This window comes from Micromonospora sp. NPDC047620, from assembly GCF_043205005.1.
Lineage (GTDB): Bacteria > Actinomycetota > Actinomycetes > Mycobacteriales > Micromonosporaceae > Micromonospora.
The window spans coordinates 132,349-145,742 of record NZ_JBIDDG010000014.1 but is presented as its reverse complement, the minus strand read 5'-3'; the positions used below and the strand labels follow the sequence as shown (position 1 = coordinate 145,742).

The 13,394-nt window shown below is 73.6% G+C and carries 12 protein-coding genes; 5 read left to right on the top strand and 7 right to left on the bottom strand.

Features of this window, described 5'->3' with window-relative positions; genetic code table 11:
- Positions 1–17: 17 nt before the first annotated feature.
- From ACGF5C_RS19270 to ACGF5C_RS19260, 3 genes are all read right to left on the bottom strand, one after another.
- A complete protein-coding gene (locus tag ACGF5C_RS19270) occupies positions 18–431 on the bottom strand; it encodes an Asp23/Gls24 family envelope stress response protein (protein ID WP_357699960.1) in 414 nt (137 codons plus the stop codon).
- 84 nt (positions 432–515) lie between these two features.
- Entirely contained in the window at positions 516–1,451 is a 936-nt protein-coding gene (meaB, locus tag ACGF5C_RS19265) for a methylmalonyl Co-A mutase-associated GTPase MeaB (RefSeq protein WP_393303486.1), read from the bottom strand.
- A gap of 236 nt (positions 1,452–1,687) precedes the next feature.
- Complete coding sequence (locus ACGF5C_RS19260; RefSeq protein ID WP_393303348.1) at positions 1,688–2,887, bottom strand: acetyl-CoA C-acetyltransferase; 1,200 nt, start codon at positions 2,885–2,887, stop codon at positions 1,688–1,690.
- Between the two features lie 62 nt (positions 2,888–2,949).
- On the opposite strand from ACGF5C_RS19260, the gene mce reads away from it, so the two are divergent.
- From mce to ACGF5C_RS19235, 5 genes are all read left to right on the top strand, one after another.
- Positions 2,950–3,420, top strand: coding sequence for a methylmalonyl-CoA epimerase (mce, locus tag ACGF5C_RS19255; protein WP_393260958.1), 471 nt, complete (start codon positions 2,950–2,952; stop codon positions 3,418–3,420).
- 281 nt (positions 3,421–3,701) lie between these two features.
- Positions 3,702–5,057 (top strand): crotonyl-CoA carboxylase/reductase, encoded by a 1,356-nt coding sequence (gene ccrA / locus ACGF5C_RS19250; RefSeq protein ID WP_393303346.1) that lies wholly within the window; start codon positions 3,702–3,704, stop codon positions 5,055–5,057.
- A gap of 277 nt (positions 5,058–5,334) precedes the next feature.
- Complete coding sequence (locus ACGF5C_RS19245) at positions 5,335–6,594, top strand: cell division protein DivIVA (RefSeq protein ID WP_357703984.1); 1,260 nt, start codon at positions 5,335–5,337, stop codon at positions 6,592–6,594.
- 174 nt (positions 6,595–6,768) lie between these two features.
- Positions 6,769–9,006, top strand: a complete 2,238-nt coding sequence (locus ACGF5C_RS19240) for a hypothetical protein (RefSeq protein WP_393303344.1) — start codon at positions 6,769–6,771, stop codon at positions 9,004–9,006.
- Between the two features lie 160 nt (positions 9,007–9,166).
- Positions 9,167–10,459 carry an AI-2E family transporter gene (locus tag ACGF5C_RS19235; protein WP_393303342.1) on the top strand — a complete coding sequence of 431 codons (1,293 nt, stop codon included), beginning with the start codon at positions 9,167–9,169 and terminating at the stop codon, positions 10,457–10,459.
- Positions 10,460–10,525: 66 nt separating this feature from the next.
- Here the strand turns inward: ACGF5C_RS19235 and ACGF5C_RS19230 are convergent, their stop codons facing one another.
- The 4 genes from ACGF5C_RS19230 to ACGF5C_RS19215 all read right to left on the bottom strand — a co-directional run bounded on the left by ACGF5C_RS19230 (position 10,526) and on the right by ACGF5C_RS19215 (position 13,365).
- A complete protein-coding gene (locus ACGF5C_RS19230) occupies positions 10,526–11,335 on the bottom strand; it encodes an alpha/beta hydrolase (protein ID WP_350708697.1) in 810 nt (269 codons plus the stop codon).
- Positions 11,336–11,401: 66 nt separating this feature from the next.
- A complete protein-coding gene (locus ACGF5C_RS19225; protein WP_393260973.1) occupies positions 11,402–11,728 on the bottom strand; it encodes a hypothetical protein in 327 nt (108 codons plus the stop codon).
- A 66-nt stretch (positions 11,729–11,794) separates the two neighbouring features.
- Positions 11,795–12,874 (bottom strand): hypothetical protein, encoded by a 1,080-nt coding sequence (locus ACGF5C_RS19220; protein WP_393303340.1) that lies wholly within the window; start codon positions 12,872–12,874, stop codon positions 11,795–11,797.
- On the bottom strand, positions 12,871–13,365 hold the full coding sequence (locus ACGF5C_RS19215; RefSeq protein WP_393303338.1) for a SigE family RNA polymerase sigma factor: 495 nt from the start codon (positions 13,363–13,365) through the stop codon (positions 12,871–12,873). Before ACGF5C_RS19215 ends, ACGF5C_RS19220 begins: the two co-directional genes overlap by 4 nt.
- Positions 13,366–13,394: the final 29 nt, after the last annotated feature.

The following is a 13,394-nucleotide window of genomic DNA, read 5'->3' as shown; positions in this document are numbered from 1 at the left end:
TGAGCTGCCCGTACCAGTCAGGCGGTCGGCGCGGCGGGCTCCCCCAGCGTCACGTCGTCGACCCGGATGTTGATCTCGTCGACCCGCAGCCCGTACGCCTCGACCGCCTCGGTCACCTTCGCCCGGACGGCGTCGGTCACCTGCGGCACCGGCCGGCCCGCCTCGATCACGATGACCAGGTTGACCACGGCCGCGCCGTTCGTGACGTGGGCCGAGCAGCCCCGCCGGGCGTCGCCGACCTGGTCCAGCCCGACCTTGTCGAGCACCGCGTTGAAGAACCGGGCCACGTCGCCGCCCAGCTCGGCCACCCCGGGCACCGACCGGGTGGCGGCCACCGCGATCTTCTCCACCACCTCGTCGGAGACGTGCGTGCTCCCGCCCGCCACCGCGTCCGGCGTCACCGACAGCTCCTGGGTCGCCTCGTCGCCCATCGTCCCCCCACTCGCCGCGCACCGCCCCACGGGTCCGTGGAGCGGTGCGAGCGTACTAGGTCGGCGGGTCCCGGAGGGGACGCCTCAGGAGCCGAGCTGGGCGAGCAGCTCGTCGGCCGCCGCGTACGGGTCGAGGGCACCCTCGGCCACTCTCGCGGCGAGCGCCGGCAGCTCCGTACCGTCGCGCAGGGAGCCGATCCGGGCGCGGAGCGCGCCCAGCGCGATCGCCTCGATCTCGGCGGCGGCCCGCGCCTCCTGGCGGCGGCGCAGCTCGCCGTGCTCGACCAGCCAGCCCCGGTGCTTGTCGATGGCGGCGGCGATGTCGTCGATCCCCTCGCCCCGCGCGGCGATCGCACGCACCACCTGCGGCCGCCACTGGCCCGGCCCGCGCTCGCCCAGGGCGATCATGCCCTGGATGTCGCGCACCGTCGCGTCGGCGCCGTCCCGGTCCGCCTTGTTGACCACGAAGACGTCGGCGATCTCCAGGATGCCGGCCTTGACCGCCTGGATCGCGTCGCCCATGCCCGGGGCGAGCAGCACCAGCGTGGTGTCGGCCAGCGAGGCGACCTCCACCTCGGCCTGCCCGACGCCGACGGTCTCCACCAGCACCACGTCGCAGCCGGCGCCCTCCAACACGCGGACCGCCTGCGGCGTGGCCGCCGACAGCCCGCCGAGGTGCCCCCGGCTGGACATCGAGCGGATGTAGACGCCCGGGTCGGTCGCGTGGTCCTGCATCCGGACCCGGTCGCCGAGGATCGCCCCGCCCGTGAACGGGCTGGACGGGTCGATCGCCAGCACGCCGACCCGGTGCCCCCGGGCGCGCAGCGCCCGGACCAGCTCGTTGGTGGTGGTGGACTTGCCCACCCCGGGCGAGCCGGTCAGGCCGACCACCTGGGCCTGCCCGGCGTACGGCGCGAGCGCCGCCGCGATCCGCGGCAGCGTCTCGTCGCCCGACTCGACCAGGGTGATCAGCCGGGCCACCGCGCGGGGATCCCCCGCGCGGGCCCGCTCGACCAGCATCGGCACGTCCCGGCTGCGGCGCACCGGGGGTGCGCCCGCCGCCGGGACGTCGTCGACGATCTCGCTCACTGCACTGCCTCTGTTCGCGACTGCGGGGCTCGCAAGACCGGCTCACTTCTCCCGCTCACTGTGTTGCCTGTGTTCGCAACTGCGGGGCTCGCAAGACCGGCTCACTCCTCCCGCTCACTGTGCTGCCTTCGTCTTTCGGCGGCTACCGGATCAGCGGCGCGCCGCGCTCACCGACCGCTCTCACCGGGGGCCGGGACGTGGATGACCAGCGCGTCGCCCTGGCCGCCGCCACCGCAGAGCGCGGCCGCGCCGGTGCCGCCGCCCCGGCGCTTGAGCTCCAGGGCCAGGGTGAGCACCAGCCGGGCGCCGGACATGCCGATCGGGTGGCCCAGCGCGATCGCGCCGCCGTTGACGTTGACCTTGTCCGGGCTGATGCCGAGGTCACGGGTGGACTGGATGCCGACCTGGGCGAACGCCTCGTTGATCTCGATGAGGTCGAGGTCGGAGACGCTCAGCCCGCCCTTCTTCAGGGCGTGCTGGATGGCGTTGGACGGCTGCGAGTGCAGGGAGTTGTCCGGCCCCGCCACGTTGCCGTGCGCGCCGATCTCGGCCAGCCAGGTCAGGCCCAGCTCCTTGGCCTTGGCCTTGCTCATCACGACCACGGCGGCGGCGCCGTCGGAGATCGGCGAGGAGCTGCCGGCGGTGATGGTGCCGTCCTTGGTGAACGAGGGCCGCAGCTTGGCCAGCACCTCGACGGTGGTGTCCGGGCGGATGCCCTCGTCCTCGCTGATCACCAGCGGGTCGCCCTTGCGCTGCGGGATGACCACCGGGGTGATCTCGTCGGCGAAGTGGCCGTTCTTCTGCGCGGCGGCGGCCCGCTGGTGGCTGGCCGCGGCGAACGCGTCCTGCTCCTCGCGGCTGATGCCGTGCTTCGCGCCGAACCGCTCGGTCGACTCGCCCATCGAGCAGCAGTCCCAGGCGTCGGTGAGCCCGTCCAGCGCCATGTGGTCCTTGATTACGACGTCGCCGTACTTGTAGCCGCCGCGCTGACCGAGCAGCAGGTGCGGGGCGTTGGTCATCGACTCCATGCCGCCGGCCACCACGATGTCGAACTCGCCGGCCCGGATTAGCTGGTCGGCCAGGGCGATCGCGTCCAGGCCGGAGAGGCAGACCTTGTTGATGGTCAGGGCCGGCACGGACATCGGGATGCCCGCCTCGACCGCCGCCTGGCGGGCCGGGATCTGCCCGGCACCGGCCTGGAGCACCTGACCCATGATCACGTACTGGACCTGCTCGGGGGCGACGCCGGCGCGCTCCAGCGCCGCCTTGATCGCCACGCCACCGAGCCTGGTCGCGGAGACGTCCTTGAGGTTGCCCAGCAGGCGCCCCATGGGGGTCCGCGCGCCGCTGACGATCACCGAAGCCATAACCTGCCTCCGAGGGGGTGCCGACCTGTACGCCTTAACGATTGTTCGGTCAGACTAGCGCTATGGCTGAGAACTCCCCCGCCGAGACCGCTGCCGACTATGTCACAGGCATCGGCCTGCTCCGCATCGACCACGTCGGGGTCGCCGTGGCCGACCTCGACGCCGCGATCGACTTCTACCAGCGCACCTTCGGGATGCGCTGCGTGCACACCGAGACCAACGCCGAGCAGGGCGTCCGCGAGGCGATGCTGGCTGTCGGCCCGACCACCGAGGGCGGCTGCCTGCAACTGCTGGCCCCGTTGACGCCCGAGTCGACCATCGCGAAGTTCCTGGACCGCAAGGGGCCGGGCGTGCAGCAGGTGGCGTACACGGTCGCCGACATCGACGCCGCCTGCGCGGCGCTGCGCGAGCGGGGCGTGAAGCTCCTCTACGACACCCCGAAGCGCGGCACGTCGAACTCCCGGGTCAACTTCGTCCACCCGAAGGACGCCGGCGGCGTGCTCGTCGAGCTGGTCGAGCCCGCCGCGCACTGACGCCCACGACCGGCCCCCGTCGCCGCGTGGGGGCCGGTGACCACCGGCGTCGAGCGCGGCACTGCGCGGTACGACCGCCGCCCGGACACCTCCACGCATCGGCCGATGCAGTTTTTCACAGAGGACTTCCAGCCCTAGCTACCGTTCAGTAACGTCCCGCTCCAACAGGAGCGCGACCGAGTCGGATGTGTCGGATGCCGACATGGCGGCCGGCCGCACTCGCGCCGACGATGGCAGCACCCAGGCCCGCGTGCGCGGGTGCGGACGAACGGGAGGTCGACGTGCAGGACATCCTCGAAGCGATCATGGCGGCGGAGGGATCCGACCAACCGGAGCGGGAGCTCGGCGGCATCGCCGGCCTACCGGTGCCGGAGTCGTACCGGGGCGTCGTGGTACGCGCGGACGAGGCCCGGATGTTCGACGGCCTGGCCACCCGCGACAAGGACCCGCGCAAGGCGCTGCACGTGCAGGAGGTGCCGACGCCGGAACTCGGGCCGGGCGAGGCGCTCGTCGCGGTGCTGGCCAGTGCGATCAACTACAACACGGTCTGGACCAGCATCTTCGAGCCCCTGCCGACCTTCAGGTTTCTTCAGCGCTACGGCCGACTCTCCGAGCTGACCAAGCGGCACGACCTGCCGTACCACGTGGTCGGCTCGGACGCCGCCGGCGTGGTGCTGCGCACCGGGCCCGGGGTGACCCGCTGGAAGGCCGGCGACGAGGTGGTCGCGCACTGCCTGTCGGTGGAGTTGGAGGACGCGGCCGGGCACGACGACACCATGCTCGACCCGCAGCAGCGGATCTGGGGCTTCGAGACCAACTTCGGCGGCCTCGCCGAGCTGGCCGTGGTCAAGGCCAACCAGCTGATGCCCAAGCCGCGCCACCTGAGCTGGGAGGAGGCGGCCAGCCCCGGCCTGGTCAACTCGACGGCGTACCGGCAGCTCGTGTCCCACCACGGGGCGAACATGAAGCAGGGCGACGTCGTGCTGATCTGGGGCGCCTCCGGCGGCCTCGGCGGGTACGCCACCCAGATGGCGCTCAACGGCGGAGCGATCCCGGTCTGTGTGGTGTCCTCCCCGGACAAGGCGGAACTGTGCCGCAGGATGGGCGCCGAGCTGGTGATCGACCGGGCCGCCGAGGGCTTCCGCTTCTGGAAGGACGAGGAGACCCAGGACCAGGACGAGTGGCGCCGCTTCGGCGAGCGGATCCGCGAGCTGACCGGCGGCGACGACCCGGACATCGTCTTCGAGCACCCCGGCCGGGAGACCTTCGGCGCCAGCGTCTTCGTGGCCAAGAAGGGTGGCACCATCGTCACCTGCGCGTCCACCAGCGGCTACCAGCACCAGTACGACAACCGCTACCTCTGGATGCACCTCAAGCGGATCGTCGGCAGCCACTTCGCCAACTACCGAGAGGCGTGGGAGGCCAACCGCCTGGTGGCCCTCGGCAAGATCCACCCCACCGTGTCGAAGACCTACGCGCTGGAGCAGACCGGCCAGGCCGCGTACGAGGTGCACCGCAACGCGCACCAGGGCAAGGTCGGCGTCCGCTGCCTCGCCCCCTCCGACGGGCTCGGCGTGCGCGACCGCGAGCTGCGCTCCCGGCACGAGGACGCGATCAACCGGTTCCGCGGCCACTGACCACACCGACGACCATTGGGGGCGAACGACGATCGTTTTCCGCCACCCACGCGGGGCGCTCATTCGAGCGACCCGGCCATGCGCGACAAAGGGCCGCGGCGATCTCCCGCGGCCCTTTTCCGTAGTCACTCTCCGTGCCGTCCGACCCGCCCGGGACCTGCCAAGATCGCCGATTGGTCCCGCCTCCCGGGGCTCCCGCAGTTGACCATGTAAAGAGGACGCGAAAGCTCGGGACCGCTCTTGCGAAGCACCCTGGGGAGTCTGCGAGTATGTCCCAATGCCCCAGCAGTCCTCCCCTCTTGCGTTCTTCGATAACGCGAACTCCCAGCCCGATTTCACCGTCGGCCTACGCGGCTACAACACCCACCAGGTCGATGACTTCATCGGCCGGATGACGGCCGCGCTGACCCAGTCCGAGCAGGCCCGGGCCGAGGCCGAGCAGCGCATGAACGACGCCCAGCGCCGGCTCCGCCAGGCCGAACAGCGCATGAGCACGCTGGAGCAGAAGCTCGCCGACACCAACAAGCAGCTCGAGGAGAACAGCCGGCCCACCCTCTCCGGCCTCGGCACCCGCGTCGAGCAGATCCTCCGGCTGGCCGAGGAGCAGGCCAACGACCACCGCAACGAGGCCAAGCGCGAGTCGGAGGGCATCCTCTCCGCCGCCCGCCTCGAGGCCCGCGAGATCACCGACAAGGCGCGGGCCGAGGCGGCGGCGATGAAGGCCACCGCCGAGCGGGAGGCCGGCAGCGTCCGCACCGCCGCCGAGCGGGAGGCCGCCGAGGTCCGCGTCCAGGCCCGGCGCGAGGCCGACACGCTGCGCGCCGACGCCGACCGCGAGACCAAGCAGCTGCGCACGGTCACCGCGCACGAGGTCGCCGAGCTGAAGTCCACCGTCGAGCGCGAGGTCGCCACGCTCCGGGCGACCGCCGAGCGGGAGATCACCCAGCAGCGGGCGAAGGCCGCGCGGGAGGCCGAGGAGAAGCGCGCCGAGGCGACCAAGCTGCTCACCGACGCGCGGGACAAGCGCGACAAGGACCTCCAGGCCCTGGAGCTCCAGCTCGCCGAGCGCCGGGAGAAGGCCGAGCGCGAGGAGTCGGAGCGGCACGCGGCGCAGGTCGCGCAGACCCAGAAGCTGGTCAGCGAGGCGGAGCAGCGGGCCCACGCGGCGCAGGAGCGGGCCAAGGAGATCGAGCAGCGCGCCGAGGCCCGCCGGGTCGAGTCGGAGCGCACCGCCAACGAGACGGTCGACAAGGCCAAGGCGCTGGCCGAGAAGACGCTCAGCGAGGCGAAGGCCGAGGCGAAGCGGCTGCTCACCGAGGCGCGCACCGAGGCCGAGCTGACCACCCAGGCGGCTCGCCGCGAGGTGGAGGACCTCACCCGGCAGAAGGACGCCGTCACCTCCCAGCTCGGCCAGATGCTCTCCGGCCTCGCCGGCATCGTGCCGGGCGTGCCGGCCGCCCAGGCCACGCCGGCCAAGCCCGAGGCGAAGAAGGCCGACGGCGCGGACGAGCGGGTGGCCGCCGAGACGTCCAACTGACCGACCCGACCGGGGGCATGACGACGGCGCGGGGTGACACCGGGTGACCGGTGTGCCCCGCGCCGTATGCGTTTGCCCGTCAGGGAATTGCCCGGGCGTGGCCGCAGTGAAGTAGGTCCCATCCGGGGCGTCCGTATCGCCCCAGCAGAGCCGGATGCGTGTGAGGATGGGGGCATGTCGCACGGCGAGGAACTGTTCGCTCTCGGCGGGGATGTGACCACGGAGCCCAGCTTCGAGTCCGCTCTGCGGGGGTACGAGAAACGACAGGTCGACCGGTACGTCGCTCGTGCGGAGCACGAGATCGCGGCCCTCGCGGCCGAGCGGGAGCAGGCCTACACACAGATCCACAAGCTTGCCGGCCAGGTGGAGGTGCTCCAGCGGGACCTCGCCCAGGCGCGCAAGTCGTCCGGCGCGCTGGAGAACGTCTCCTTCCGGCACCTCGGCCCGCGGGTGGAGCAGATCCTCACCCTCGCCGAGGAGCAGGCCGACGCGGTCCTGGTCGCCGCCAACCAGGAGATCGAGGCGCGCCGGGCCGCCGCCGAGCACATCATCGAGGAGGCGCGCGAGCAGGCCGCCACCGCGCTCAAGGACTTCGAGATCGCGCTGGCCGCCCGCCGGGCGGAGGAGGAGCGGCACAGCGCGGCCCGCAAGGCCGAGGCGGACGCCGCGGTCCGGAGCGCCAAGGAGGAGGCCGCGCGGCTGGGCAAGGCCGCCCAGGAGGCGCTGGCGAAGGCCCAGCAGGAGGCCACCCAGCTGCGGGGCGCGGCCAAGGAGATCCACCACCGGGCCCAGCAGGAGGCGACCAAGCTCCGCGAGGCCGCCAAGGAGGTACACGCCAGGGCCCAGCAGGAGGCCACCCAGCTCCGCGAGGCCGCCAAGGAGGTCCACGCCAAGGCCCAGCAGGAGTCCAAGCGCCTGGTCGACCAGGCCACCGAGGCGGGCCGGGCCACCCATGCCAAGGCCCAGCGGGACGCCAAGCAAATCATCGACGACGCCGCCCAGGCCGGCCGGGCCACCCGCGACAAGGCCCGGCAGGAGGCGGAGCGGCTCACCACCCAGGCGGCCGAGGCGGCCAAGCGCAGCCGCGCCGAAACCGAGGCGTACGTGCAGCGGATGCGCACGGAGACCGAGGCGTACGTGCAGCAGGCTCGGGCGCAGACGCAGCAGGAGCTGGGTGCCTGGCGGGCCGGGGTGGAGCAGGAGGTCAACAGCCGCCGCGAGGCGGCGGACCGCGAGCTGACCCAACGCCGGACGACCGCCGAGCAGGAGTTCACCAAGCGCCGCGACGACCTGGAGAAGCAGTACAAGACCCGCCTCGCCGGACTGGAGCAGCAGCACAAGAGCCGGCACGACGAGCTGGAGACCGGGTTCGAGTCGCGCCGCGCCACGCTGGAGTCGGAGTACACCAGCCGGAAGAACGAGATCGAGCAGGGCGCCGCCGCCGTCCGGCAGGCCGCCGAACGGGACGCGCTGGCGATGCGCCGCCAGGCCGAGGAGGAGGCGGCGACGCTGCTCGGCCGGGCCGAGTCGGAGGCGGCCGAGAAGCGCCGCAAGGCCGACGAGCACGTGGCGACCTCGCGTCGCCAGTTCGAGGAGTACGCGGCGACGACGCAGCAGCACCTGGCCACCACCCAGCAGCACCTCGCCGCCACCCAGCAGGAGGCCGCCGCGAGCCGTCAGCAGCTCGCCCAGGTGATGCTGGAGATCGCGCAGGCCCAGCAGCAGCTCGCCGACCTGCGGCAGGAGACGTGGAAGTCGCGGCAGGAGTCCGACGAGCTGCAGCGGCAGGTGGCCGAGCTGCGGTTGGGGCTGGTCGGTGCGGCCGACGGACCGGGCGGGACGGCCACCGCCGCGGCCGGCCCGGTGGCCGACAGCGGGCGCGCCGGGACCGGCACCGCTGCGGCGAACGGCGGGAAGGCGTCGACCGCCGCCGGCTCGACGCCCGCCGGGGCGGACGGGGCGTCCGTGTCCCGGAGCGACGGGACGCCGGCGGGGCCGGGCGGGGCCAGTAAGGACACCGCCCCGAAGAAGGAGGCCACGCCGGCCGGCGCGGGAGCGGCGTCGGCGGGTGGGGCCGGGGGCAAGGAGGCTGGCCCGGCCGTGGACGGCGGGCCCGGCGTGGGCAAGGTCGAGCCGGCAGAGGCCGGCCAGCCTGCCAAGGGCCGGATCGAGCCGGCGGACGCCGGGCAGCCGGAGAGCGGCAAGGTCGCGTCCGTGACCACCGTCGACGGCGGCACCGCCAGCGCCGGCGTGGAGGGGGAGCCGACCGTGGCGGCGGTGCCGGGTGAGGCCAGCCGGGGCGCCACCTCGACGAAGATCACCAGCACCGGCGAGAACGGCAAGCGGCCGACGAAGCCGACCACCGACGAGCGCAGCGCCAGGCCGAGCAAGGTCGTCGTCGAGAAGGACTGACCACCCGCCCGGCCGGTGGCCGGGCCGACGCGACCCGGGGGGACGGACGAGTCGGCCCGGCGCCCTGACGACCACTACGCTCCTGATCGGAGCCCCCGGGCCTGGGTCCCCGCGCCCGGGGGCCGGCAGGCGCCGGCGGAAGTCGATCAGGGAGGTCCGGATGGCACAGGACGGACCTGCGGCGTCGGGCGCCGACCGGGAGCCCGGGGCCACCCCGGACCCGGCCGGGACGGCCGCCGAGCCGGAGCAGGCCGCCGACCCGGGACGGAGCCGGGCCGCCGAGCCAAGAAGGACGGCGGAGCCCGGATGGGAACGGGCCGCCGAGCCGAAGCGGGAGCGGGCCCGGGCGGTGCCCGAGGGCGTGGCGTCGGCGCCGGGCGGCGACGGGCCGCCGGCCGTCGGTCCGGGGCGGTTCGGCACGCCGGGGCGACCGCTGCGGCGCAGCAGCTTCCTGGTCGGCTTCACAGGTGCGGCCGGGGTGCTGCTCGCGTACGCCCTCTATCTGGGCCTGCGCAACGCGGCAGGAATCCTCGTCCTGGTGGTCATCGCGCTCTTCCTCGCCGTGGGCCTGCACCCCGCCGTGGTCCGGCTGCGGTCCTGGGGGCTGCCGCACGGCGCGGCGGTGGCGACGGTCGCGCTGACGGTCGTGCTGCTCCTCTGCGGCGGCGTGTTCGCCCTGGTGCCGCCGATCGTCACGCAGACCGGACAGTTCGTGGACCAGTTGCCGAGCTACCTGGAGGAGTTGCGCCGCAACCGGACGGTCAACGAACTGGTGGAGCGGTACGACCTGATGGAGCGGCTGCAGAAGGCGGCGAACCCGGCCACGATCGGGCGGGCGCTCGGCGGGGTGCTCGGCGGGGCCCAGATGGTCTTCGGCACGGTGTTCCGGGGGCTGACCGTGCTGGTGCTGACGATCTACTTCCTGGTCTACTTCGACCGGCTCCGCGACCTGGGCTACTCGCTGGTGCCCCGGTCCCGCCGGGAGCGGGTGCGGCTGATCGGCGACGAGATCCTGGCCAAGGTCGGCGCGTACATGGTGGGCGCGCTCAGCATCGCCGTGCTGGCCGGGGCGACCACGTTCGTCTTCGCGCTGGTCGTCGGGCTGCCGTACCCGTTCACACTGGCCGTGGTGGTCGCGGTGACCGACCTCATTCCGCAGATCGGCGCCACGCTGGGCGCGGTGGTCGTCAGCCTGGTCGGCTTCGCCACCGACCTGCCGGTCGGCATCGCCTGCGTGGTGTTCTTCCTGATCTACCAGCAGGTGGAGAACTACCTGATCTATCCCAAGGTCATGCGCCGGTCGGTGGCGGTCAACGAGGTGGCCGCCCTGGTCGCCGCGCTACTCGGCGTGTCCCTGCTGGGCCTGGTGGGCGCGCTGATCGCGATCCCGGCGGTGGCCGCGTTCCAGCTCATCCTGCGGGAGGTGATCCTGCCCCGGCAGGAGTCCCGTTGACCCCGGCCGGGACCACGACGACCGGCCCGGCCCGCGGCGGGTCAGCCGGCCTGGCCCGCGGGCGGGTCAGCCGGCCTGGCCCGCGGGCGGGCCGGGCACCGGGCGGTCGGCGAAGGAGGCCACCGTGCGGTCGGCGTACGCGCTGACGTCGCCGGTCTCCACCGGGCCGTCCCAGGTGGTCGGCAGCGGCACGGCGGCGGCCGGGTCGACCCGACGGACCACCTCGTCCAGCACGGTCTCGGCGTCGCCGACCCAGAGGTGCTTCGCGCCGGGCACCCCGACCACCTCGGCCTGCGGCACCGCCGCGAACCGTTCCCGCGCCTCGTCGGGGCGCAGGTAGTCGTCGAACTCCGGCACCAGGGCGGTCAGCGGCTTGCCGGACGCCGCCCAGTGGTCGAGGTCCGCCGGGGTGGAGTAGCGCAGCGGCGGGGAAAGCAGGATCGCCCCGGTGACCGCCGGGTCGCAGCCGTACTTCAGGGTCAGGTCGGTGCCGAACGACCAGCCGAGCAGCCAGATGTTCGGCAGCTCGGCGAACTCGGCGTACTCGATGGCGGCGGCGACGTCGAAGCGCTCGCCGACCGCGTTGTCGAAGGCGCCCTCGCTGGTGCCGCGCAGGCTGCTGGTGCCCCGGGTGTTGAAGCGGAGTACCGCCAAATCGGCCAGGGCCGGCAGGCGCCACGCCGCCTTGCGGAACACGTGGCTGTCCATCATCCCGCCGTGCGTGGGCAGCGGGTGCAGGCAGACGAGAGTGCCCACCGGCTCCCGGTCCAGCGGTCGGGCCAACTCGCCGACCAGCCGCAGTCCGTCCGCGGTGTGCAGCTCGATGTCCTCGCGGCGCCCGGGCAGGATGGTGGACGCGCGGATCGGTGTGCTCACCCGTCCAGTCTCACCCGTGCGGCCGGGGACCGCCGGGCGGGGCGGAAACAGGGTGATCCAGATCGCTCAGCCGTACCGGGGGGCGCCGCGACCGCGCTGGACGACCGGCCCGCGCCGGTCCCGGGCGCGCCAGCAGCCGCTGTGCCAGTGCCGCCGGTCCGTCAGGTCGCCCCGCCCGTCGGCCGGCCACGCCACCAGGTGCGCCACCCCTGGCCGGATCTCCTGGTCGCAGCCCGGGCAGCGGTACGTCTTGGTGGACGCCCCGCCGCTGATCCCGCGCACCTGCCACTCGCCGTCGCGCCACTGCTGCACCGAGGCGACGCCCTGGCGGGCCCGGTCGGAGTCGAGGTGCGCGGTGTCATCGCGGCGGGGTCGGTTGCGACGGGGGCTCACGGTCACCAAGCGTACGGGCCGCCGGCCGGACCGGCCCGGGTCGGGCGGCCCGGCCGGCGACGCCGGTCACTCCCAGGTGTCCGGATCGGTCAGGTCCTTCGCCACCTGCGCCCCGGCCAGCACGCTCGTCGCGTCGGCCACCGTGAAGCCCGGGTCGCCCTCGGGCGGGTCCGTCCCGGGCAACGGCGAACGGAACTCGGCGGTCAGGTGCGCTCTCGGAATGCCGAGCAGTTCCAGCTTCGTACCGTCCGGGTAGAGGTAGGCGGGACGACCACCCACCGCGCGGTTGCTCTCGGTCGTGTTTTCCCCGGTCTGCGCCCCGTACAGCAGCCGTACCCACATGGCCGCCGACGGCTCCCGCTGGAGGGTGAAGTCGACGCTGAGAACGCCCGGGTAGGCGCTGACGTCGACGGAGCAGGCGCTCATCGTCGTGCCCGCCGGCAGGGTGCTCAGCCGCAGCGGCGCCGCGCACCGTCGTGCCTCGTCCCAGCGGATGGCATCCACGGCCCTGGCAAGGGCGCTCTGGTCGCCGCCGAGCGTGCTCGCCCGGGCGTACAGGCCGGGAACGGGCTGCCATGCCTTGACCAGCCCGCCGGCCGTACCCCCGAACTGCCGGACGGCGCCGTCGAAGGTCAGCCGGACCACGGCCTGCCGGATGGGAACGCCCTCGATCGGGCGTTGGTTGATCGCCTGCGCGGAGCGGCTCACCTCGACCAGGACGGGCTGCCCGCCTCCGACGCTGAACTGGATCGACTCGACCTGGATCGAGCGGTGGACGGCCCAGCGCAGGTAGCGAGCCTGGCTGGGGTCGACGCCGAGGTGGAGCATCCCCGGGTCGGTGCCCACCAGGTCGGGTCGCTGGGCGACGCCTGGCACCCCGTCGGCCCTCGGCGGCACCGGGGCGGTGACGCCGGGCGTGGCGGCCGTCCACGGCAGCCGGCCGGTCAGCCCGCCGAGGTCAGTGCCGGTCACCCCGACGAAGCCGAGCACCCCGACCAGGGCCAGCGCGGTGCCGGTGGCGGCCCGGCGGCGCAACTGGCGGCGGCGGCCCCGGGCCCGCGAGGCCCGCAGCAGTCGGTGCGTGTCGGTCTCCCCCTCGGCGCGCTCCCGCAGCACCGAGGAGATCCGTTCGTCGAGGTCGGTCACGGCCGGCTCCCGTTGGTCGTCGGAAGGCCACAGCGCTCCCGTAGGTGGGCGAGCGCCCGCATCGCGTGGGTGCGGACGGTGACCTGCGAGCAGCCGAGGATCTGGGCGATCGTGGCGTCGTCCAGATCCTCGTAGTAGCGCAGCACCAGCACGGCACGCTGCCGGTCGGGCAGCGCCCGGATCAACCGCCACATCTCGTCGCGGTCGGCCGACTCGCCGCCGAGGTCGCCGCGGTGGGCCCGCTCGGCGAACGTGTCCACGGTCAGCTCGCGGCTGGAGCAGCGACGCCACCAGGAGGCGTTCGCGTTCACCAGCATTCGGCGTACGTAGACGTCGGGCCGGTCCGCCCGGGCGATCTTCCGCCAGTGCACGTACGCCCGGGCCAGCACGTCCTGGGTCAGGTCCTCGGCCCGGTGCGCGTCCCCGGTCAGCAGCCGGGCCAGGCGCAACAGGGCCGGGCCGCGGCTGCCGACGTACTCCTCGAAGGTCACACCATGCAGACGCCGTCACCGGCGCCGGG

Coding starts and splice junctions, on each gene's coding strand:
- mce (WP_393260958.1), top strand. CDS start 2,950: ATGGCTGAGAACTCCCCCGCCGAGACCGCTGCCGACTATGTCACAGGC.
- ACGF5C_RS19260 (WP_393303348.1), bottom strand. CDS start 2,887: ATGGCTTCGGTGATCGTCAGCGGCGCGCGGACCCCCATGGGGCGCCTG.
- ACGF5C_RS19235 (WP_393303342.1), top strand. CDS start 9,167: ATGGCACAGGACGGACCTGCGGCGTCGGGCGCCGACCGGGAGCCCGGG.
- ACGF5C_RS19270 (WP_357699960.1), bottom strand. CDS start 431: ATGGGCGACGAGGCGACCCAGGAGCTGTCGGTGACGCCGGACGCGGTG.
- ACGF5C_RS19240 (WP_393303344.1), top strand. CDS start 6,769: ATGTCGCACGGCGAGGAACTGTTCGCTCTCGGCGGGGATGTGACCACG.
- ACGF5C_RS19245 (WP_357703984.1), top strand. CDS start 5,335: ATGCCCCAGCAGTCCTCCCCTCTTGCGTTCTTCGATAACGCGAACTCC.
- meaB (WP_393303486.1), bottom strand. CDS start 1,451: ATGCTGGTCGAGCGGGCCCGCGCGGGGGATCCCCGCGCGGTGGCCCGG.